The sequence below is a fragment of the Rhodococcoides navarretei genome (assembly GCF_038069675.1).
Lineage (GTDB): Bacteria > Actinomycetota > Actinomycetes > Mycobacteriales > Mycobacteriaceae > Rhodococcoides > Rhodococcoides navarretei.
Genome location: NZ_JBBPCN010000001.1, coordinates 3,706,153 through 3,727,462, shown reverse-complemented (window position 1 = coordinate 3,727,462; position 21,310 = coordinate 3,706,153). Strand labels below are relative to the sequence as shown.

General features: G+C 64.3%; 17 protein-coding genes. 9 read left to right on the top strand and 8 right to left on the bottom strand.

Annotated features, from left to right (window positions below; all coding sequences use genetic code 11):
* Window positions 1-286: 286 nt before the first annotated feature.
* Window positions 287-1,876, bottom strand: a complete 1,590-nt coding sequence (locus AABD04_RS17410; RefSeq protein WP_243608377.1) for an FAD-binding oxidoreductase — start codon at window positions 1,874-1,876, stop codon at window positions 287-289.
* A 680-nt stretch (window positions 1,877-2,556) separates the two neighbouring features.
* Between AABD04_RS17410 and AABD04_RS17405 the strand changes: the two genes are divergently transcribed.
* Entirely contained in the window at window positions 2,557-3,804 is a 1,248-nt protein-coding gene (locus tag AABD04_RS17405; RefSeq protein WP_243608466.1) for an MgtC/SapB family protein, read from the top strand.
* 961 nt (window positions 3,805-4,765) lie between these two features.
* Here the strand turns inward: AABD04_RS17405 and AABD04_RS17400 are convergent.
* Entirely contained in the window at window positions 4,766-5,689 is a 924-nt protein-coding gene (locus AABD04_RS17400) for a universal stress protein (RefSeq protein ID WP_341441941.1), read from the bottom strand.
* Between the two features lie 185 nt (window positions 5,690-5,874).
* Between AABD04_RS17400 and AABD04_RS17395 the strand changes: the two genes are divergently transcribed.
* From AABD04_RS17395 to AABD04_RS17385, 3 genes are all read left to right on the top strand, one after another.
* Window positions 5,875-6,825 (top strand): universal stress protein, encoded by a 951-nt coding sequence (locus AABD04_RS17395; RefSeq protein WP_243596273.1) that lies wholly within the window; start codon window positions 5,875-5,877, stop codon window positions 6,823-6,825.
* A 63-nt stretch (window positions 6,826-6,888) separates the two neighbouring features.
* Window positions 6,889-7,017 (top strand): dsRBD fold-containing protein, encoded by a 129-nt coding sequence (locus AABD04_RS17390; RefSeq protein WP_243596274.1) that lies wholly within the window; start codon window positions 6,889-6,891, stop codon window positions 7,015-7,017.
* Between the two features lie 90 nt (window positions 7,018-7,107).
* A complete protein-coding gene (locus AABD04_RS17385; RefSeq protein ID WP_243596275.1) occupies window positions 7,108-7,326 on the top strand; it encodes a PLDc N-terminal domain-containing protein in 219 nt (72 codons plus the stop codon).
* 188 nt (window positions 7,327-7,514) lie between these two features.
* Here the strand turns inward: AABD04_RS17385 and AABD04_RS17380 are convergent, their stop codons facing one another.
* Window positions 7,515-8,696, bottom strand: coding sequence for a lipase family protein (locus tag AABD04_RS17380; protein ID WP_341441940.1), 1,182 nt, complete (start codon window positions 8,694-8,696; stop codon window positions 7,515-7,517).
* 518 nt (window positions 8,697-9,214) lie between these two features.
* On the bottom strand, window positions 9,215-9,493 hold the full coding sequence (locus AABD04_RS17375; RefSeq protein ID WP_341441939.1) for a hypothetical protein: 279 nt from the start codon (window positions 9,491-9,493) through the stop codon (window positions 9,215-9,217).
* Window positions 9,494-9,654: 161 nt separating this feature from the next.
* Between AABD04_RS17375 and uvrA the strand changes: the two genes are divergently transcribed.
* Window positions 9,655-12,087: an excinuclease ABC subunit UvrA gene (gene uvrA, locus AABD04_RS17370; RefSeq protein WP_335742281.1), complete on the top strand. Its 2,433-nt coding sequence runs from the start codon at window positions 9,655-9,657 to the stop codon at window positions 12,085-12,087.
* 89 nt (window positions 12,088-12,176) lie between these two features.
* A complete protein-coding gene (locus AABD04_RS17365; RefSeq protein WP_341441938.1) occupies window positions 12,177-13,340 on the top strand; it encodes an epoxide hydrolase family protein in 1,164 nt (387 codons plus the stop codon).
* A 56-nt stretch (window positions 13,341-13,396) separates the two neighbouring features.
* On the opposite strand, the gene AABD04_RS17360 is transcribed toward AABD04_RS17365, so the two are convergent.
* Window positions 13,397-14,710 (bottom strand): lipase family protein, encoded by a 1,314-nt coding sequence (locus tag AABD04_RS17360; protein ID WP_243596279.1) that lies wholly within the window; start codon window positions 14,708-14,710, stop codon window positions 13,397-13,399.
* The gene (locus AABD04_RS17355) at window positions 14,707-15,270 is read right to left on the bottom strand and encodes a TetR/AcrR family transcriptional regulator (protein WP_243596280.1); all 564 of its coding nucleotides are present in this window, start codon (window positions 15,268-15,270) and stop codon (window positions 14,707-14,709) included. Before AABD04_RS17355 ends, AABD04_RS17360 begins: the two co-directional genes overlap by 4 nt.
* A 77-nt stretch (window positions 15,271-15,347) precedes the next feature.
* On the opposite strand from AABD04_RS17355, the gene AABD04_RS17350 reads away from it, so the two are divergent.
* Entirely contained in the window at window positions 15,348-16,145 is a 798-nt protein-coding gene (locus AABD04_RS17350) for an SDR family NAD(P)-dependent oxidoreductase (protein WP_243596281.1), read from the top strand.
* 41 nt (window positions 16,146-16,186) lie between these two features.
* On the top strand, window positions 16,187-17,137 hold the full coding sequence (locus AABD04_RS17345; RefSeq protein WP_243596282.1) for an alpha/beta hydrolase: 951 nt from the start codon (window positions 16,187-16,189) through the stop codon (window positions 17,135-17,137).
* Between the two features lie 142 nt (window positions 17,138-17,279).
* On the opposite strand, the gene AABD04_RS17340 is transcribed toward AABD04_RS17345, so the two are convergent.
* Window positions 17,280-19,304: an amidase gene (locus tag AABD04_RS17340; protein ID WP_243608369.1), complete on the bottom strand. Its 2,025-nt coding sequence runs from the start codon at window positions 19,302-19,304 to the stop codon at window positions 17,280-17,282.
* Window positions 19,305-19,409: 105 nt separating this feature from the next.
* On the opposite strand from AABD04_RS17340, the gene AABD04_RS17335 reads away from it, so the two are divergent.
* The gene (locus AABD04_RS17335) at window positions 19,410-20,033 is read left to right on the top strand and encodes a TetR/AcrR family transcriptional regulator C-terminal domain-containing protein (protein WP_243608368.1); all 624 of its coding nucleotides are present in this window, start codon (window positions 19,410-19,412) and stop codon (window positions 20,031-20,033) included.
* A gap of 111 nt (window positions 20,034-20,144) precedes the next feature.
* Here the strand turns inward: AABD04_RS17335 and AABD04_RS17330 are convergent, their stop codons facing one another.
* Window positions 20,145-21,185 carry an agmatine deiminase family protein gene (locus AABD04_RS17330; RefSeq protein ID WP_243608367.1) on the bottom strand — a complete coding sequence of 347 codons (1,041 nt, stop codon included), beginning with the start codon at window positions 21,183-21,185 and terminating at the stop codon, window positions 20,145-20,147.
* Between the last annotated feature and the right edge of the window lie 125 nt (window positions 21,186-21,310).

Below are 21,310 nucleotides of genomic sequence, written 5' to 3'. Positions count from 1 at the left end.
ACGGGAAAGAAGCCTCACTGCTGACCCCGAATACGATGCAGTACAACTGATATCAGATTCGACTGGCGATTCTGAATGTCACGACTGGTCGGACTGTGCAACCTGTTCGGCAGCTCGGAACGCGACTGACTCGCGTCGTGGTCTTGCAGTCGACACCTGATTGTCCGACTCGATGTCAATGGCCGATCATGTTGTCGCCGGTGACTCGAGTCCGCTCGACGTTCCTCCTAGCCGTGGAAGCGATCATCGGAGTGTTCTTCCGGAATGCGACGCGCACTTGATTCCGTCAGGTGCGGGGGAGTTCGATCGACAAGTCGTGCCGGAACAGGTTGCCGGGATCCCACGCCGCCTTGATCTCCTGCAGCCTCGAGTAGTTGTCCCCGTAGTACAGCGTGGACCACGACACCCCCGAGGTGTTCCAGGCGGGATCCTTCAAGTCGGAGTCCGGATAGTTGATGTAAGCGCCGGCGTTGGCGTCGTTCGGTACCGGAACGCCGCCGGTGTCGGCGTAGATGTCGCGATACATGTTTCGGGACCACTCGACATGGGCGGCCTCGTCTGCGGGATTGCGCCAGGCGGTGACGAAGACGGCCTTCATGAACGAATTTCTGGTCGGCATCGCCGTCGCGTCGGCGGGTCGGTCGTTGATTGCACCACCGGCAGGGAAGAGCTCGATTCCCGAGTCCAGGCTCTGAAAACGCGGGTCCGACAGGTACCTGTGCAGGGTGCGCAGCTGCTCGTCGGTGTGTGCCCGACGCAAGTTCGCACTCTTGTATTTGCCCGAGAACGGTGCCCGGCCACGGGGTGCCGACAATTGTGTCGAAACATCCAGAAACGGTCCTTGCGAAGCGGGCACCGCGACGGGTGGTGGCCACACACCCTCGCCCAGTGCGGCGACGAACTCGTCGAGCAGCGCGCGCGAGTTGGGCAGGTCGGCATCGAGCCGTGGGGTGAGCTGGCACAGGTGTGCGCTGGCGAAGAACTGCGCGTACAGGCTCGCGAATCTCGACCCAGGTTCGCTGTTGCGCTCGAAGAATCGCTGAAAATTGCCGACGAACCGCACGAAAGCGTCTTCGCTGACCACGGGCAGTACGACCTGTGTGCTGAGCAGGTTCGCCGGAGGGGTCGGTAGGGCCAGCGTGGGATCCGACCCGTCCGCGTCGTGCGTGCGGAGTAGGTACCGGGTCACGACGCCGAAGTTTCCTCCGCCGCCGCCCGTGTGCGCCCACCACAGATCGGAGTTCCGACCGTCGCGAGTTGCCAGGACGGACGAGGCACGTCCGTCGGCGTCGACGACGACAACTTCCACGCCGTAGAGGTGGTCGACAACAGACCCGAAGGCCCGCGACAGAGGGCCGAAGCCGCCTCCCGCGGCGTGGCCTCCCATGCCGACGCCCAGGCAACTTCCGCCGGGTAGCGACACACCCCAGCCTCGGTACAGCTGCTCGTACACTGCGCCCAGATCCGCTCCGGCCCCGACGGAGAAGGCGTTGTTTTCCGCATCGAACTCCACGGCTGTAAGCCGACTCAGATCGATGATGGCCTGAGTAGAGGCGTTGTCGACGAAGTTCTCGACGCAGTGTCCACCCGATCGGACGGCGATGCGCAGACCGCGCATGACCGCCGTCTCTACCGCGGCCACGGTCTCTTCGGTGTTCACGGGCACAAAAATAGTTTCGGGCTGCGCGAGGAATCGCGGGTTGTAACCGCGCTGCACCAACCGCACGAACTCCGGGTCCGGAGGGCTCAATTCCGTGACGGCTGTCGACGCGACGAGCGGATCGGCGGACGCGCCGAAGGGACGCAAGTTCGGCAAAGCGCCACCGGCCAAGGCGGCTGCACCGAACAACAGGTGGCGTCGCGTCAGTTTGGGCATCGCACGAGTGTACTTCCGACTCGTGCACAATCGGCTGTCGCGCGGCACCGACCGGTACACGCGGCAGGTATTCGTGTGCGCAGTCGCATCCTGAGACCGTCATTGGCAGACTTCGATCACGCAGTTCGACGGTATTCAGCGGTAACACGAGCATGGCCGTCTGCTTGGACGGCATCGAGCTCGGGGATCGGCAACAATGCATGCGCCGACGGTCCGTTCCTCGCTGGTTGTCCAGGTTGATAGAGATTTGGGCGCTCCTGCCGCCAACGAACCGATCCCGTTCGAAGTCCGAGGGGGCGGACAGCACACGGTACAGATGGGCTTTCTACGTGTCGTTCGGTGATGTCGGAACATCGACGGACCGTACCTAGGGCGATGACGAGAGTCATACGCGTGAGGGACCTTCCGCCCTGTCTCTTCCACTGTGTGGTCGCGACAATGGGACCGTGACCTACTGCGACGCTGAGAGCTGACGTCGTGACGGAAATGTCAGATCACAGCAGAGACGGATGGGGCTCGGCTGTGTTCGCCGCTCGAGGCGAACTGGTCCGAAACCGGACCGACCGTGGATGCAAATTCGATTCGACCGCAGGATCCGTCGACGACTCGTGCGGTAGAAGGTGGGCGGTGCGGCAAATCCGTTCCAGTACTGCACGATCGGTGCAACTGTCGTGAGCTGGATGGACGTCGAGCCCTTCCTGGTGGCGCTCGCCATCGGGCTGCTGCTCGGGTTCGAGCGTGAACGCAGCCATATCCGCACGCTCCCGGCCGGGTCGCGTTCATTCGCGCTGTTGTCTCTTGCCGGAGCCGCCGCCGCCAGCTTCGACAACTGGGCAGTCTCAGCCGGCATCGTCGTCGTCGGGCTGCTCATGGCGCTTGCCTACTTCCGCACCAGCGAGCAGGACCCGGGGACCACTACCGAGATCGCCGCGCTGGTGGCCTATCTACTCGGCGCGCTCGCCTATACCGCCCCGTCGGTAGCGGTCGCTCTTTCCGTGATCGTGGCCGGACTGCTGACGTCGAAGTCTCGCATTCATCGGTTCGCCCGTCAGATGGTCAGCGAGATCGAACTCGAAGACGCCATCAAGTTCCTCGTGGCGGCATTTGTCATCCTGCCGTTGTTGCCCGATCGCGGAATCGGACCCTACGGCGTACTGAACCCGGCCAAGGTATGGCTCCTCGTCGTTCTGCTCACCGGTATCGGATGGATCGGATACATCGGCGTTCGGGCGCTTGGGCCCCAGCGTGGTCTGCTCGTCACGGGTCTGGCCGGCGGATTCGTATCCGCAAGTGCAACAACCGCGTCGATGGGCCGGCTGAGCCGGACGGCCGATGAAATGCGGGCACCGCTCGCCGGGGCGCTCATTGCGAGCCTCGCCACTTTCATACAGTTGCTCGTCGTCATCGGGTTCGTCGAGCCAGAGGTGCTTCGACGACTGTGGCCCCCGGTAGTGGCGGGAGCCATGGTGCTCGTTGTAGTCGCCGCCGCCGTCTACCGCGGTGCCGCAGTGGCTCCACAAGACGCTGAGGTGATCAGCGCAGGTGTCGAGCCGCATACCTCGGCGCGGCCGTTTTCGTTGCGGCCGGCACTCGTCTTGGCCGCTGTTCTCGTCTTTGCCCTGTTTGTCGGCCGATGGGGTGCTGACGTGCTGGGTTCCCGAGGAGCGGTGCTCGCCGCAGCTGCGGCGGGTCTCGCCGATGCTCACGCCGGTGCTCTCGGTGCTGCGAGCCTTGCTGCGAAAGGCACCATCACGGTCGACAGCGCGCTGCAGGCGATCGCCGCTGCGCTCGGATCGAACCTACTGGTCAAGAGCGTGCTGGCCTTCACTTCAGGTGGGCATCGCTTCGGTCTCGGGTTTCTTGCGGCCATGGCTCTGCCGACCGTCGTCTTCTCCGTCGCGATGACCATCGTGGTGACGATGGGATGAACTGCAGCGGACCTTTCCGCTCGTCGGTCGCCGTGTCCGCGCCCCCGGGACACGCCTGTGGCCGGCCTCGCTTGCGCAAGCGTCCTCGGTACTGCGGCATCTCTGAATCTGAAGAAACCTCGCCCTGCCGGCGGGGGTCGTTTCGCCACTCGACCGAATCATCCGTGCGCCCCGCAGCTGGCTTGTATCTCGCTCGCGCAGTGCGCTCGGAGCCGCAACGCGGGGAATGTCTGTCGCTGATGGCGCTCATCACTCACAGCTCATCGATGTTGCCGCGATTGTCAACGCGTTGCGTGCACTACGGAACGATGCGAAGAAGCAGGCCGAACTCCCCACCGTTCCCCGAGATAGTGCGCAGGTTCTCGGCCGAGCAGGTCGCAATGAAACGGTGACCTCGCTCTTCTGCGCAGATCGGCGCAGTTGGGGCGATCGGCCACCTCGACCAAGCCCCTGTTTCGTGACGGATCGTGGACGCATTTCTGTTCGGTACCCGTGCTGCCGCACGAAGCTTGTGCGGCCTGCATTCACTGGTGCGGTTGCACTAGGTGCGAGAGGAGGAGAACTGCTTCACTCTGGTCCACGAGACGAGTCCATGAGTGGTCTTTGTGCTCTCCACAAACCTGAAACCGGGTGCAATCGTGGTTTGTCACAGTGAGGCGCAGAATCGACCGTTGGGGAATGCCATGAAGCCACCGCGCTCGCCATTCAAGCTGGTACTCGTCTCCGGACTGTTCGTCGCTTGTCTATTCGCGGGCGCACCTTTGCTCGTTGTCGTCTTCTTCGGACTCCTGGTAGCAGCACAGGGTCTGCTGGTTCTGACCGATGTCGGTTCGGGATGGCAACAATGATCTGGTCCACACCCTCGACCCGTCCGCTGTCATCACCCACCGATTCGCGATGGGCGAGTTCGTCGAGGGATACCGAGTCTTCGGGAACGCCGCTGTCACAGGGGCATTGGAGGTCACTGCAGTTTTTCCCCGCAGGCCGGGACGATGACGACCGGGATGTCGGCTCGATGGAGTACCGCGCGGCTGGTCGATCCGCCGAACAGCGGTGAGATCGCACCACGGCTCCTGGCCCCGAGGACGATGAGTTGCGCGTGGGATGCGTCCTCGAGAAGCGCGTGTGACGGTCTGTCTTGTGTGGCGTGAGCGGTGACTTCGACGTCGGGGTACTTCTCGGACCACGAGGCGATGAGGTGGTCGATCCACCGCTGTGGAGCAGAATCGACACGCATGCGAGGCCCCAGGTCGATGTGTCGGGTGAACCCGGTTCGCGGTTGTAACGACTCGTACGCGTGCACGGCACGAAGGGGGACGCCGAGACGTGATGCCTGGTCGAAGGCGAGGTCGAGTACTGCATCATCGTTGGGTGAACAGTCGACGCCCACCACTGCGGGAGCGGTCTCGGACTCCGTCGCCGTTCGTGTGAAAGTTTGGGGGACAACGGCAATAGGGCACCGTGCGTGAGTGGCGACATCGGTACTGACCGAGCCCAGTACTGCCCGCGCAACGGTTCCCTTTCGACGAGAACCCAGCACGAGCATCCGAGCTGTGTCCGCGTACCCGTTCAGCACCTCGTGGGGTGGGCCGGGATCCAGCACAGTTTTCACATCGGCGTCGTCGCCCAGGATCGACAGCGCGATGACGCGGGCGGCGGCAAGCGCGGACTGCGCACGAGCGCGAGCACTCGACGCGGTGCCACTGTTCGCGCCCGGTGCTCCGGTGCGCGTGATGTCCTGATCGACACCGGCGTAGACGAGCACCAGTGTGGTGTCTCGGCCGACTACGTCCGTGGCAGCCCAACGCACAGCGTTCCGAGCCGACACGGAGCCGTCGACACCTACTACCGTGAGATTCTTTCGATGGTCGATCGCAGTGGTCATGCATCGATCCTCTGGGGTCGGGTCGAACGGGACGAGAGGCTTCGGACCTGTCGCACGGTGCCGAAGGCCTTGAATTCGGCACGACGGTCTGCACTGCTCGCCGGTTCGATCGAAGGTCCTGACAATCGGGGACGTAATACCCTGGGTTGCCCGATCCACCTGGGATGCAATGGGACTGCGTACCGATGAGTCCGCACGGAGTGGCCGAAATCCTGTCGGACATTCGCCCATCGCAGATCGGAGAGGACACCATGGTTCTGGCCAATCGTCAGCGAGTCGTCGTCGGAGTGGACGGTTCGGAGAGCAGTGACGCTGCAGCACGGTGGGCGGCGGAGATGGCGGCCCGATTGCATTCGCCGCTGCACCTCGTGAGCGCAGTCCGAGAGCCCACGTTCTACATGGCCGAGGAGGCCATGGTCGTGCCCGTCGAGGTGTGGAATCAGCAGAAGGAGAACGCCCGAAAGATCGTCGACGACCTGTCCGAGTCTGTGGTCGGTATTCATCCTCACCTCGAAGTGAGCACCGAAGTCGGCACCACTTCTGCCGCCGCGTTACTGAAAGAGTGCTCACATACGGCGCGATTGGTCGTGGTGGGAAACTCGGGCTCCGGTGCCATCAGTTCGTTCTTGTTGGGAAGTACGGCGAAAGCAGTCACTCACGATGCGGACTGCCCGGTCGTCGTATGGCGGGAGAGTCGCTCGACGTTCGACGCGCCGGTCGTCGTCGGAATCGACGGTAGCGCTGCGAGTGAGTCCGCGGTCGGACACGCATTCGAGGTTGCGTCGGCGTTGGGGGTGGCGCTCGTTGCCGTTCACTCCTGGAACCCGGCGTCCAAAGCCGGCGGAGTCGCACTTCCGGGATTCGTCGACTGGGCCGCCTACGAACGAGAGGAGGCTGCACTACTGTCCGAGAGCTTGGCCGGATGGGCCGAGAAATACCCGGACGTGCAGATCGAACGCGAACTGCGCCGGGGGAATGCCTCCCACGCACTCGTGGATCTTTCCACGCAGTCGCAGCTCGTCATCGTGGGCAGCCACGGTCGCGGATCGATCGCCTCGCTTGTGCTGGGGTCGACCGGTTCCAATCTCGTTCATCACGCGCACTGTCCCGTCATGATCTGCCGCGACGGACGATGACTGGACCTGCGACGACACGAAGCTGACTGGGTAGGACTGGCGCGAAAGAGCCCCGAGGATCCGGTGGTCCCAGAGATCGGCGATGGGCTTGCCATCGCGCGAGCACTGTCGGATCTTGCTCATCAGCTGCTCGAATGCAGTGCGCAAGACCTGGAACAGGTTGTCCACGAACCTGTTCGAGTGAGAATGTGAACGCATTACGCGATCCATCGTGGCTGTCTGCAAGCACACAAGAGGAGGGTGAACGACGTGTCGAAACCGAGCTCGCGATCGTGGAAGGACATGAGCGAACGACGTCGCCGCGGCATCGTCGTTCTCGGCGCGATTCAGGTGGCAATGGCTATGGCCGCTTGGCTCGATCTTGCACGACGCAGTAGCGGACAGGTTGCTGGCAGCAAGCGACTTTGGGCGGCGGTCATATGCGTCAATTTCTTCGGTCCGATCACGTACTTCGTTCTCGGCCGACGGTCGGATCCGCCCCAGCAAGCGTCGCCGCTGTAGCGGTGCTACGTTCGACCGATCGACCCTGCGGCACAGCATATTTCTGGTCTTGACCGCAATTGCGTTGCGCTGGGCCCCATCTACGGACACAGTCGGTGGTGCAACGTCGAACGCGGGCCCGAGTCAGGGGCGCGCCCACACCCGCGACGCGATGCAGACCTATCACGCCGAACTCGGGAGCTGGCGAGCTAGCCCGAACCGTTGACCTCGAATTGCTGTGCAGTCCAACGTAACACGAACGGCAGACCGGTCATGGCACCGATGAAGTGGTCGCCTGCCACGGGCTCGTAGTGCACGTCGGCACCCTTGCTTCGCCAGTGCTCGATCAGGGCGGTCACGCCTGCCTCGGGGGTGAAGCGATCGCCGATCCACTTGCTCGCGGAACCGTGGAAGAACGCGACCGGTGCCGAGGGAGCGTCGGCACCCGGGCGGTTCGCGGCGATCACCCGCCGCGCGATGTCGGAGTCGAACGGGTCGGGCTCGGACGCCAAGTCCTCGATTCGCATGCGTGCCAACCCGCCCAAGGCCAGGGGGAGGACGGACATGTCCTTCACCCAGGACGCAAACAGCAGCGCCTTCGGACCGAACAACTCCACCATCTCGGGGTGCTCACGCGCGAGACCCATGGTCGCCGCACCCAGCAGGCCGGCCGCGACGGTGCCGTTCATGGTGTCGAGCAGCATCGAGAAGTCGGTTGGCGTTCCACCGGCGACGGCACCCACCAACTTCACGTCCGGCGCGTACCTCGGCTGCAGCTGCGCCGTCCATGTGGTGGCGATCGCGCCGCCGCTGTAGCCGTAGGCCACCACCGGGCTGTCGGCGAGCTCCGGGGCGACGACCGTCATCCCGCGTAGCGAGTCCAGGACGGCATGCCCGGCCATCGTGCCTTCGGAGTACGACATCCGCGGGCCTTGGTGATCGGCGACGAGGACGGCGTATCCGCGGGCGAGCCAGACCGGCATCACCGGCGGGAGGTCGGCGCCGACACCGTGCACGAGTCGGTACGACGGCGTGCTCTTGGCTCCGAGGGAATCGATGGCCACGTTGTGGGCGACGACGGGCCGCGGTCCGCGCCCGGTCCACGGCCGCCTCGGGATCAGCAGCGAGGCGGTGACGCCGGCGGGGAGACCCCGCGCGTCGGTCGATCGCACCATGAACTGATGCAGGGCGGTTCGCGGCCGGGGCACCAGACCGCGGGTCGTGCGCTGCCGGATCACTACGCCGGGTGCGAGGTCCTCGATGCCGGGAGGGGTGAGGAAGAAGTCGTCGTTGTCGATCGGGGTCGGAAGGATCGCGGCATGGGGATCGTCCGGAGGCTCCAGGGGCAGTCGTCGAGTCAATACGCGATCGAGCACACCGAACACAGCCATGATCCCCCGTCATTCTTCTCGAGCCGTACCCATCCCCGCGGTCACCGTACCGCGCGAGGCGGTCGGTGAACGCAATAATGGAGACGTCCCCGCAGACCACCCCCACGGTCTTCGGCTCCCGTGTCGAGCGGGTTCTCTGACCGCGGCCCGTCGACGACGTGGTGCACCCCGAACCCGCCCGCTGCCGCGTCCGGGTCGACGGTGACCCGGGCACAGATCACGAAGCTCGGACTCGAGTTCGGATCGAAAGTGCGTTTGACCGCTTGGGTGGTGTCGTGCGCTGTGACAACCTGCCTTACGAATTCGTGCCAATTGGCCGATTCTTGCGACGGACCGCAAGTAATCGCTGAAGAATCAGTGCGACAACAACTGCGCAACATTCTTGGTCGCACTACCGAGGATGGCGTCCCAGATCCCCGGTATTCTCGGATGCCGATTCTGTCGAGTGAAAAGCGTGAGAGGTCCTGCACAGCAACCGATGACAAAGATGTTCGTGGCACTGCTCGCCCCGGCTCGGTTCACACGACGGTGGCCGCGTATGCCACGAACACCACGAACATGGCCGCACCGCCGAGAGCTGCGCCGATCATGGCCTCGCGGCCATTCGTCGCCAGGCCCTTCTCGTCTCGGCCCACGCCGACCCATCCGCACACCACAGCGGCGATACCTGTTGGGACAGCGACAAAATCTCCGATGAAGGGTAGGAACGCGCAGACCAAGGCGACGATGCCCAGGATCAGCGCGGCACTGCCGGCACCGTTGCGAAACAGCGGCCGTGTGGAGTGTTCCTCGGCCATGCAGCCTCCCTCTGCGCGGTCTTCATGCTCGTCGCACGCGACGCGAGGAGCAGACCTACCAGAAAGATACCCTCGATATGCGCAGAGGCGCGATGTCACCGAGGCACCGCATCTCGCGACGTGTGCGCCCTCGGGCCGAGGACGCCAGTTAGGCTCGGTCGGTGACGGACTCAACGTGGGACGGGTATGTCCGAGTGCGCGGCGCCACCGAGCACAACCTGGCCGCTGTCGATGTCGACATACCCCGCAATGCATTCGTCGCGTTCACAGGGGTCTCGGGGTCCGGTAAGTCGTCACTGGCTTTCAGCACGTTGTACGCCGAAGCGCAGCGACGCTACTTCGAGTCTGTTGCCCCCTATGCGCGTCGACTGCTTCAGCAAGTCGGCGCACCCCACGTCGCCTCCATCACCGGCCTTCCTCCAGCCGTTGCACTGCAGCAACGCCGGGGTTCGCCCAGTTCACGCTCCAGCGTCGGCACCATCACCACCATGTCCAACCTGCTCCGCATGCTTTATTCCCGGGCGGGTACCTATCCCGACGGTGCATCGCTGCTGTCGGCGGAAGCGTTCTCACCCAATACCGTCGCCGGTGCCTGCCCGCGATGCGGCGGGTTGGGTGAGTTCCACGATGTGACAACGGAACTGCTCGTTCCCGACCCGTCGCTGACCATTCGTGAGGGCGCGATCGCGGCGTGGCCGGGTGCCTGGCAGGGTGCAAACCTGCGCAGCATCGTCAGCGGCATGGGTATCGACATCGACGTGCCGTGGCGCACGCTGAAGAAGAAGGACCGAGAGTGGCTTCTCTTCACCGACGAGCACCCCAAGGTGTGGATCGACCCGGAAGAGGGCCGAGTCGACCACAGTTACGAAGGTAAGTTCTGGAGCGCCCGCAGCCATGTCATGCATGTTCTGGCCGACTCGAACAGCGAGCGCATGCGGGACCGCGCTCTCCAATTCACCGAGACCGTCCGCTGCCCGATGTGCTCCGGCAGCGGACTGCGCGCCGACGCGCTGGCCGTCACCATCGCCGGCCGGTCGATCTCTGAGATCAATGCGCTCTCGCTGACAGAACTTGCCGCAGTTCTGCGCCCGGTAGCCGAACTGTCGGGGGAGGCCGCGGAGGTAGCAGTACGCATCACCGCCGACCTGCTGGCCAGAATCGACGTGTTGCTCGAGTTGGGCTTGGGATACTTGGCGCTCGGGCGTAGCTCGACGACGCTGTCGCCCGGCGAGACGCAGCGGTTGCGGATCGCCACTCAGCTTCGTTCCGGTCTTTTCGGGGTGGTCTACGTGTTGGACGAACCTTCCGCGGGACTGCATCCGGCGGATGCCGAGCCACTGCTCGACGTCCTGGACCAGCTGAAGGCGTCGGGAAACTCCTTGTTCGTCGTCGAACACGACATGGACGTGGTCCGGCGCGCCGATTGGGTGGTCGATATCGGACCCGCGGCCGGCGAGGGCGGCGGCAGAGTCGTCTACAGCGGCCCCGTCGCCGGCTTGGAGGAGATCGAGGAGTCGGTCACCGGCAGGCACCTCTTCGGTCGAGCGGAATCCGTGCAGCGGGAGACGCGCCCTACCCAGGGCTGGCTCACGCTGGCCGGAGTCACCCGGCACAATCTGCAGGACTTGACCGCGGAATTCCCACACGCGGTGCTCACGGCAGTGACGGGTGTGTCGGGCTCCGGTAAGTCGACACTCGTCAGCCAGGTCCTATTCGAAGTGGCACGTCACCGACTCGAGACCGCGGCAGACGAGGACGAAGACGCGCAGATCGAAGTCGACGTGGCCGAGGTGTCCGGAATCGAGACATTCACTCGTCTGGTCCGGGTGGATCAACGCCCCATCGGCCGAACCCCCCGATCGACTCTGGCAACCTACGTCGGAATGTTCGACATCGTCCGTAAACTGTTTGCCGCCACCGATGAGGCGAAGGCCCGCGGATGGGCACCTGGACGGTTCTCCTTCAACGTCGCCGACGGACGATGCCCTACATGCCAGGGCGACGGTTTCGTCGAGGTGGAGCTGCTGTTCCTTCCCGGCACCTATGGCCCTTGCCCCACTTGTCACGGTGATCGGTACAACCCGGAAACTCTCGAAATAACGTGGCGTGACAAGACGATTGCGCAAGTGCTGCACATGTCGGTGGACGAGGCTGCGATGTTCTTCGCCGATATCACGGGAGCATCGCGCAGTCTGGAGACCTTGCGCGACATCGGTCTCGGCTACCTTCGACTCGGTCAACCCGCCACGGAGCTGAGCGGCGGAGAAGCGCAGCGCATCAAGATTGCCACCGAATTGCAGCGCACCCGCCGCGGCACTGCCCTCTACTTACTGGACGAACCGACCGCAGGGCTGCATCCCTCCGATGTCGCACTGCTCATGCGTCAGCTGCACCTGCTCGTCGACGCGGGCAACACCGTGGTGATGGTGGAACACGACTTGGATGCCATAGCGTCCGCAGACTGGGTCATCGATCTCGGCCCCGGCGGCGGCGACAACGGGGGCACCGTCGTTGCCACCGGGACGCCCGCCGAAGTCGCGGCGTCCCCGGACAGCATCACGGGACCATACCTGGCCCGCCGGCTCCAATCCTGAACTGTCGCTTCGTCTTGTCGTGCTCGAGCTTTCAGCCTGACGGTCGATTCCGGACCGTAGCTGTCCGCGATAGGTCTCATGATGACGTCATGACAATCACTGAAGCTCCCATCCCGTTCGTTGTCGACGTCCCGCAGTCGGAGCTCGACGACTTGGCCCGGCGTGTTCGGGACGCACGTCTGCCCGAACCCCTCGGTGCCGATGACTGGAGCACCGGAGTCCCGATCTCCGTTCTGCGGTCGATGGCGACCAGCTGGGTCGACGACTTCAGCTGGCGAGAGGTGGAGAAGCAGCTCGCGTCGTTTCCTCAGTACGTGGTGGAGATCGACGGGCAGCGCATCCACTACCTGCACGTGCGGTCGTCGCGAGCCGACTCCACTCCTGTTCTGCTGTGTCACGGGTGGCCGGGTTCGTACCTGGAGTTCCTCGATCTCATTCCGCTGCTGACCGAGCCGGACGATGTCGATCTTCAGGCCTTCGACGTGATCGTGCCGTCTGTCCCCGGATTCGCCTTCTCCACGCCGCTGTCGGGCGACGGGTGGAGTATTGACCGCGTGGCTCAGGCTTTCGTCGAATTGATGAGCTGCCTCGGGTACGGCTCGTACGTCGTGCAGGGCGGCGACTACGGTGCCGGAGTGGCACCGGCGATGGGTCGTCTCGATCCGGAGCATTGCGACGCCATTCATGTCAACGGGTCCATCGGAGCACCCTTCCAAGAACCCGACGAGGAGGAGCAGAAGCGTTGCACCGAAACCGAATTGGACCGCTACCGGCGTGTGGGCGAGTTCATGAAGTCGGAGTTCGGGTACATCTCCATCCAGTCGACTCGTCCGCAACTGATCGGTGCTGCTCTGACCGACAGTCCCATCGGTCAGTTGTCATGGATGCTGGACAAATTCCGCGCGTGGACCTACCCGTTCGACGAGGAACCGGATGGTGCCCTCGGCCGTAGCCGGATTCTCGCCCACGTCACCCTGTATTGGTTGACGCGGAGCGCCGGTAGCGCCGCTCACACCGTCTACGCGGCCGATGGAGGGGCCTGGGGCGATCCGCAGGCGAAGCCGTCGCAACCGGTCGGTGCCATCATGTTCGCGCACGACATCGGCATCAGGCACCTTGCGGAACAAGAGTTCGACATCGTGCACTGGACCGAGGTTCCGGATCACGGTGGGCACTTTGCGGCGATGGAGGAGCCGGAGCGCCTTGCCGCGGATCTGCGCTTGTTTCTGTCCGCCTTACCGTCGGGTCGCTGACCGGTGTCTTTGACCGGCTCGCGTAAGGCGCTTTCGGATTTCGATGTGGTTGTGCATCAACCGATCCGGCCGGCGAATGCGCGTCCGGTGGAAACAGCGAGACCGAGCAATCCGCGCAACCCTGGCAACGATCCGGCCAGTGACCACACAGTGTTCGTCGACGATTCGTCGGTCGGCTTGCCCGCGAAGCGGTCCGCGAGCCAATTCAGAGTGACGGGGGCTGCGATCGGGTGCAGCGACAGGTGCTCGCTGAGGCGATCGCGGATGTACGTGACGTTCGCTCCGGCAGCGCGATACCGGCGTACTTGCCCGTCCACGTCGTCGACGTCGATCATCGGATCATGCACCGCCTGCACCACCAGAAGTGGAAAGTCGGGTGCCGACTTGCCGGGCTGGATATCTTGGAAGATCTGCACCATCTCGGGTGTCGCCAGGAGGTCTGCCATCGGGATATCGAGGTGCCGCTCCAGATCGTGCATCACCATCGACATGACGGCGTGGACTGTCGTCTTTCGGTGGAGGGATGAGAGTGTGTCGAGCCCCGCAGCGGCGACGTGTTCGCGAACGAGGCGGTCGAGCACGGGGTAGGTACGTCGCAGGCCCTCCACCACCATCGCGGGCAGCGCCGCGAAGATCGTGCCGTTGAGGCGGGAGAATGCAGACCCGGGATCGCCGACGGGCGATCCGAGTGCAGCGCCGACGATGTCGAGTTCAGGGGCGTAGTCGGCCGCAGCCTCGGCGGCCCATGACGTCGCCAATCCGCCACCCGAGTATCCCCACAGAGCGACAGGGGTGGTGTCGGTGAGGTCGAGCGGCTCGAAAGACAGTGCCGCGCGGACGCCGTCGAGGGCGCAGTAACCGGGCTCGATGGGTGCTCCCCACTGCCCGTCCATGCCCTCGTGATCGGGGAGGGACAGAACCCATCCGCGGCGCAGGGCATACAGGATGATCATGAACTCGAACTGCGGTACGGAGCCGACGGCTCGAGCGCCCGCCCGCAGGACGTAAGACGGGAAGCATCGATCCGACACGGCGTCGATCGCGCACTGGTAGGACAGCAGAGCGCGTTGCGGTCGCTGTCGGTCCCCGACCGGAAGCACCACCGTCGTGACCGCGACACGCGCTGCCCCGTCGAGGCTGGTGGTCCGGTACAGAAGTTGCCAGGCCGACACCTTCTGACGAATGACGCCGAACAACGCGAGGGTCACCTCGCGGGACCGCAACACGGTCCCCGGCTCCGCGCGCTCGAAACCGGCCGGTGCCCGATAGAACGGGTCCATACTCGGAATCGCGATGATCGATTCCGAGTCGGCATGGTCGGCCGTTGCTCGCGGACGAGCGGTCGACGCAGAATCGGGTTCGATACTCATGGTTGATCACTTCCTGGTGCGGGTGCGATGGTGTCGACGAGTTGGTCGATGACTGCTCGGGAGGCTTCAGGTGACGCCGTGTGAGTCAGCAATCCCTCGACGACGAACGTACCGATGCGGAGCATGGCATCGGCCGCCTCACCGGACAGGCCTGCAGCGTCGATATCGGCGGCGAACAGCGACTCCGCGAAGGCATGAAATCCGTTGTGCCATTGATTGATGGCTTCGGACTCGGTCACCCGATCGTGCACGGTGGAGACCAGCGGGCCTACTTTTCTCAGCCGCTCCACCAGCCAGAACAGTCGGTCGGCCAGCGGCAGGTCGACGATGTCGAGATAGTCCGTGGCATCGTCGGCGGCGATGGCCGTCAGGACAGCGACCAGGATGTCGTCCTTGTCGCCGAAGTACCAGTACAGCGTGTTCGCGGTGACACCCGCTGCTTTCGCGAGACGGCTGATCGAGGTGCGATCGAAGCCGTCGGACACGAACATCTCGCGGGCGGCGGTCACGATGTTCTCGCGCTTGCTCTCCCGGTCGTGAAGTCCGCGATTCCTGGGCATACGACCAACCATATCTTGAATGGTCTTCAAGACCCTGCTACCGTCCTTGAATACCGTTCAAGAGTGGAGGCTCGTCGATGTCGAAGACCGGAAGAACCGCGCTGATCACCGGAGCGTCAGCGGGTATAGGCGCGGCTTTTGCTCGACACCTCGCGGCCGAGGGGCACAACCTCGTTCTCGTCGCGCGGCGCGAGGACCGACTCACCGCACTGGCGGACGAGCTGTCGTCCCAGCACGGTGTGCGATGCGATGTCGTGCCTGCGGACCTCGCCGATCGCTCTGCGCCCCGGGCCATCTTCGAGAAAACGACATCCCTCGGTGTCGACGTCGATATCCTCGTCAACAACGCGGGCATGTCGGGGAACTCCACGTTCGCAGATGCGCCGTTCGACGCACACGCCGCGGAGATACAGGTGATGATCACTGCCGTCACCGAACTCGCTCATCTCACGGTGCCCGGCATGAAAGAACGCGGATACGGCCGAATCGTGAATCTGTCGTCGTTGGCGGCGCTGCTGCCACCTGGCGCAAGTCTGCTGTACACCGGAATCAAGTCCTATGTGCTCGACATGTCGCAAGCACTAGACATGGAGTTGCGGCCGCACGGCATCCACGTGACTGCGCTCTGTCCCGGTTTCACCCACAGTGAGTTCCACGACGTCATGGGAACTCGAGATGCAGCGACCTCCAAGCTGCCCGCTCTTCTGTGGCAGAGCCCTGAGGACGTCGTCCGAGAAGGATGGCGGGCAGTGAACAACGGCACGCCGGTATGCGTACCCGGGATGGTCAACAAAGTGACAGCCGCTGCAGCGAAGCCGATTCCGACTCGCATCGGGTACTACCTCGGTAAAACCCTCAACCCTTTCAAGCTGTGAGATCCGATCACCACCCTGCCGCAGAACAGAGAGACACACGCATGACCACCGACGAACACGCCGGCTTCACCCGTGCCGAAACATCGTTCATGTCGGACGGAGTTCGTTGCGCGGCTACGGTCTTCCGTCCTGACACTTCTGCCGCCAGGGACTTGCCGGCAATCGTGATGGCGCACGGATTCGGCTCTCCCCGGGCGATGCGCCTCTACGCGTACGCCGAGCGTTTCGTTGCGGCCGGCTACGTGGTCTGCGTCTTCGACTATCGGTACTTCGGGGACAGCGACGGCGAACCCCGCCAACTGTTGGACGTGGATTCGCAGCTTGCCGATTGGCGAAGCGCAGTCGACTTCGCTCGCTCGCTCGACGGCGTCGACGAGAGCCGAATCGTCGGATGGGGTACGTCCTTCGCCGGCGGCCACGTACTCACGCTGGCGGGCAACGGCGTTCGGTTCGCGGCGATCATCGCCCAGGTGCCCCACATCGACGGCATCGCCGCCGTTCGCGCGACCGGGTTCAGGCAGGCGTTGCGGCTGGCACCGGCCGCCATCAGCGACAGCGTCAGCGCAGTCCTCGGACGATCGCCGCACTACGTCGACAGTGTCGGGCTTCCTGGCACGCGAGCAGTGATGGTCTCACCCGACGCGATGACAGGGCGTGACCGCTTGGTTCTCGAGTCGGGCCTGACCGACGGCGACTACCCGGAGACCGTGGCGGCGCGGATATTGCTGAAGATCTGGCGGTATTCCCCAGGCCGCACGATGTCCGCGATCGACTGCCCCACACTGGTGCAGATCGCGTCCGACGATTCCGTGACCCCGGCTGCCGTCGCACAGCGCGCCGCGGCAAAGGTTCGCAAGGCCACGGTACGGACCTACGACGGTGGCCATTTCGATCCGTACGTCGAGCCACTGTTCTCCTCGGTGATACGAGATCAACTGACGTTTCTGGCCGACAACGTGCCCCTGCAACTCCGGGCCGTCCCCTCCGCCTGACCGAACGGTTCGGTGCACCCCACAGTTCTCGGATTGGATCTCCATGGCCGACGGTACGAACAACTCCGAACTGTGGCTGTTGCGAACATATTTCGATGATGACGACGATATCGCGTGGGCCACCCTGGCGGAGCAGGCCTGTTCAGAGAGGCGATCCGTCGGTCGTGGCCATAGCTCCGGCGACACCGCCGTCTGCGCAGCGGGCGACGGCGACGACGAGGGGGCCGTACGGTGCCCGCCACGCACTGTGCAGGGCGTCGTACGAACCCTGCGGAATCGATACCGTCCCGGTGGCAGCGCTGCCCGTCATGTGGAGCGGCACTCGCACCCCGTCGACGAAAGCCTGTACGTCATCGACGGAACCGCCGTCGATCCGGACGACGAAGGTGAGCTCTTCGCCCGCGGAGCCCGGCTTTATCTGCACGTCGGTCACTGCGATGGCGGCATCCGATTCACCGGCGTGGCCGATACCGTCGAACACTTGCTCGTCGGTCAGTGCCGGGGTGCGTGCGGGTGCCACTCGTCGTGCCCCGAGGGCGTCGACGGAACGAGCGATCTGCAGCAGTGTCGTATCGGAGTAGGCAGCACCGGCGAGGGTCAAGCCGACCGGCATCGACGTGTCGTTCATCGACCCCATGGGAACGGTGACGGTGGGTATGCCGAGGTGGCGGGGCACGAGATTGCCGTTGGCCACCCAGACTCCGTTGCGCCAGGCGATATCGGCGGACGCGACGTCGACATCGGCGTCGGCGGGGCCCACGTCGGCAACGGCAGGAAAGATGACGGCGTCGAACCGATTGTCCTGCAACCACTTCTCGAAATCGACGCGGCGGACCTCTTCCAGTCCGCGCATCCCCGCCTCCACGGACGGAATACGGTCGAACGGCGTCACGCCTGCCGCCGCCATGGGAACGTAATCCGCCAGATCGTAGGACGTGTCGAACGGCAGGATGCCGTAGCGATCGGGTAGCGCGCCGGTGGGGTGGGGGAAAATGCGCGCCCCGTCGGTCTCGGCCAGGCCGCTGAGTCCGGGTTGACCGTTCGCGGCCAAAAAGCTGTCGAACGCCCACACCGAGAGTTCCTCCAGCTCGCGTTCGAGGAACTCGGCGGGAACCAGGCCGCGGTCGACCATGGTCTGCGAATCCGGATGCAGGCCTTCGTAATTCTCCACGACGGGGAAGTCGGTTTCGATGACTTCTGCACCTGCAGCCACCAGATCGTCGCGCATGGTGTGCCACAGAGCCATCACCGAATCGCGGGTGTGGATCGGATACGCACTGTCGGGATCGCCGTTGACGTACAGGCGCGGGACGGCGAGTCGAAGTCCCTGCAGCGGCAGCGGCGGCAGATCGGTGAAGGACGTGGGCCTGACCTCCGACGCCCGGGGGATCGGAACCCAGTCCTGCATACGCCACAGGTCGCCCTCGGTGACCGCGTCGTCGGCCACGACCACGTCCAGCAGTTGCAGTAGGTCGTCGACCGTACGCGCATGTGGCACAACTACATCCATCGTAGGCACCAGCGGCCAATTACCCCGCACCGAAATCACCCCGCGAGAGGGCGTGTAAGCGACGAGAGCGTTGTTCGACGCGGGGGCGCGCCCGGAGGACCAGGTCTCCTCGGCGAGCCCGAAGGTAGCGAAGCTGGCAGCTGTCGCCGTACCCGAGCCGTTGGACGATCCCGAGCCGAATGCCGAGGTGAGAAACTCTGCGGCGTAGGGGCTTTCGGCACGCCCGTAGAGCCCGCGCTGCATCCCGCCCGCGGCCATCGGAGGCATGTTGGTCAGGCCCAGGCAGATCGCACCGGCCGCTCGGAGTTGGGCCACCGCGAACGCGTCGTCGGTCGCGATGAGACCCTCGAATGCGGGCGATCCGGCCGTCGCAGGAAGGCCGCGCACCTTGTAGCTGGCCTTGGCGGTGTAGGGAATTCCGTCCATCGGGCCGAGAGCTTGTCCAGCGCTCCGACGTCGGTCGGCTGCGCGGGCTTCCTCGAACGCGTCGGGGTTGAGTACCGGTACGGCGTTCAGTGCGATTCCGGTGCGGTCGTAGTGGCCGATTCGATTGAGGTAGCGCGCCACCAGTTCGACGCTCGTCACGGTGCCCTCGGCGAGCGCAGCGGAAACTCCGGCGACATCGGCCTCGACCACGGTGAAGGATGAAGAATTCATGACAAAACTAAAACACACACTGTCGGTTTTGGGAACGGGTGAATCGAAAAAATCCTCGACATGCAAGGCTGTCCGTACTCGACGACCGTCAAGGAGGAGACGACCATGGCACGACCACCTCGCGCCATTCTCAGCCGTGACCTGATTGCCCGCACAGCATTGGCGCTGGTCGATCGGGACGGAGCCGAGGGCGCGAGCATGCGGGGCGTGGCGCTGAAATTGGGCGTGAACCCTACCTCCCTCTACAACCACGTCGCCGACCGCGCGGCGATGATCGAAGACGTCCGAGCTCTGGTCTCGGCCCGGATCGACTCGGCACCTCTACGCGAATTGCCCTGGGAAGACGGCCTTGTCGTATGGGCGAGGTCCTACCGATTGGCCTTCGCGGAGCATCACCGCGCCGTTCCCCTCCTCATGGCCACGCGCGCATCGACACCGGTGTTGTTGGCGGAGTACGAGGATTTCTCTGTTGCTGCCGAGGCCGTCGGCTGGGCCAGCAGGGACGTATTGCCTTTGCTGACCGCGTTCGAATCGTTCATCCTCGGCAGTGTGCTCGACATGTCCGGCCCGAGTGTCGTGTTCGATCCGGCGGGCCAGGAGGAGGCTTTCCCGCGATTGGCCGCGGCCTACCAGACGGTGCAGGACGAGGATGCCGACGATCCCATTGCCACCCGCGCCTTCGAGATGGGTCTGGCGATGCTGGTCGCCTCGGCACGCCCGCGGCGGTGAGATCGCCGTAGCCCTTCCCGGCGACGTCGACGAGATCCCGCGCAATCCGACGGGCAAGATTCGCAAGAACGAGTTGCGGGAGCAGTATTCGATACCCGCTCCCGCGTCCGCTCAGTCCGTCTGAGCCTCTGGCTGATTCTGTGTGATGCAGTGAATTCCGCCCCCGCGGGCGAAGAGCGGCCGAGCGTCGACGGTGACGACGCTGCGACCCGGGTACGCCGCAGAGAGAATTGCAGCAGCCTCGTCGTCCGCGGGATCGCCGTAGCTACAGGCGATCACACCGTCGTTGACGACGTAGTGATTGATGTAGCTGTAGTCGACGAAGCCCTCCGCGTCGCGGAGAATCTCCGGTGCGGGAACTTTGACGATGGTCCACCTCTCGCCGCGTGCGTCGGTGCTGTTCTCGAAGATCTCGAACACGGTCTTGCTGACCTCGTGATCGGGGTGTTCGGGGTTGCGTTGGTCGTGCACCAGAACGACGCCGGGCGAGGGAATGGCAGCGACGATGTCGACGTGGCCTCGGGTTCCGAACTCCTCCGCGTCACGGGTGAGGCCTCGGGGAAGCCAGATCACCGTGGTGGCACCGATCGTGCGGGCCAGTTCGGCCTCGATATCGACCTTGGACAGCGTGGGATTGCGACCGGGATCGAGTTGTACCGTCTCGGTGACGAGAACTGTTCCCAGCCCGTCCACCTGAATACCGCCGCCCTCGTTGACGATCGGTGAATCGATCATCTCGGCACCGGACTTCTCGACGACGAGCGCGCCGATCTTCGAGTCCTTGTCCCAACGCGCCCAATCCTGCGCACCCCAGCCGTTGAACACCCAGTCGACGCCGCCGAGACGACCGTCCTCGGACAGCACGAACGTGGGCCCGATGTCGCGCATCCAGGCGTCGTTCAACGGAGCCTCGAGGATGTCGATCGGGTATGCGGTCTCGGACGAGAGGTATGTGCGTGCGACCGCACTTTCGGCGGGGTCGACGACGACGGTGACCGGTTCGAATCGTGCGACCGCCTGCGCGACCTCGGCCCACGTGGTGCGAGCCTCGTGCTGCTCCTCGGGCGTCTCACCGAGCGAATACCCCTCGCGCGGATAGGCCATCCAGGTCCGTTCGTGTCGGATACCTTCCGCCGGCATCGTCCACTGCATCACTGCCTCCCGAACGTCGTGGCCGCAGAGGCGGGCGAATTGTGTTCTGTGACAATGCGCATGTGTGTCCTCGGTTGTAGGTGGAGGGTGTGCTCGTTGCAGTCTCTGTCGGGAGGCGAGCGACC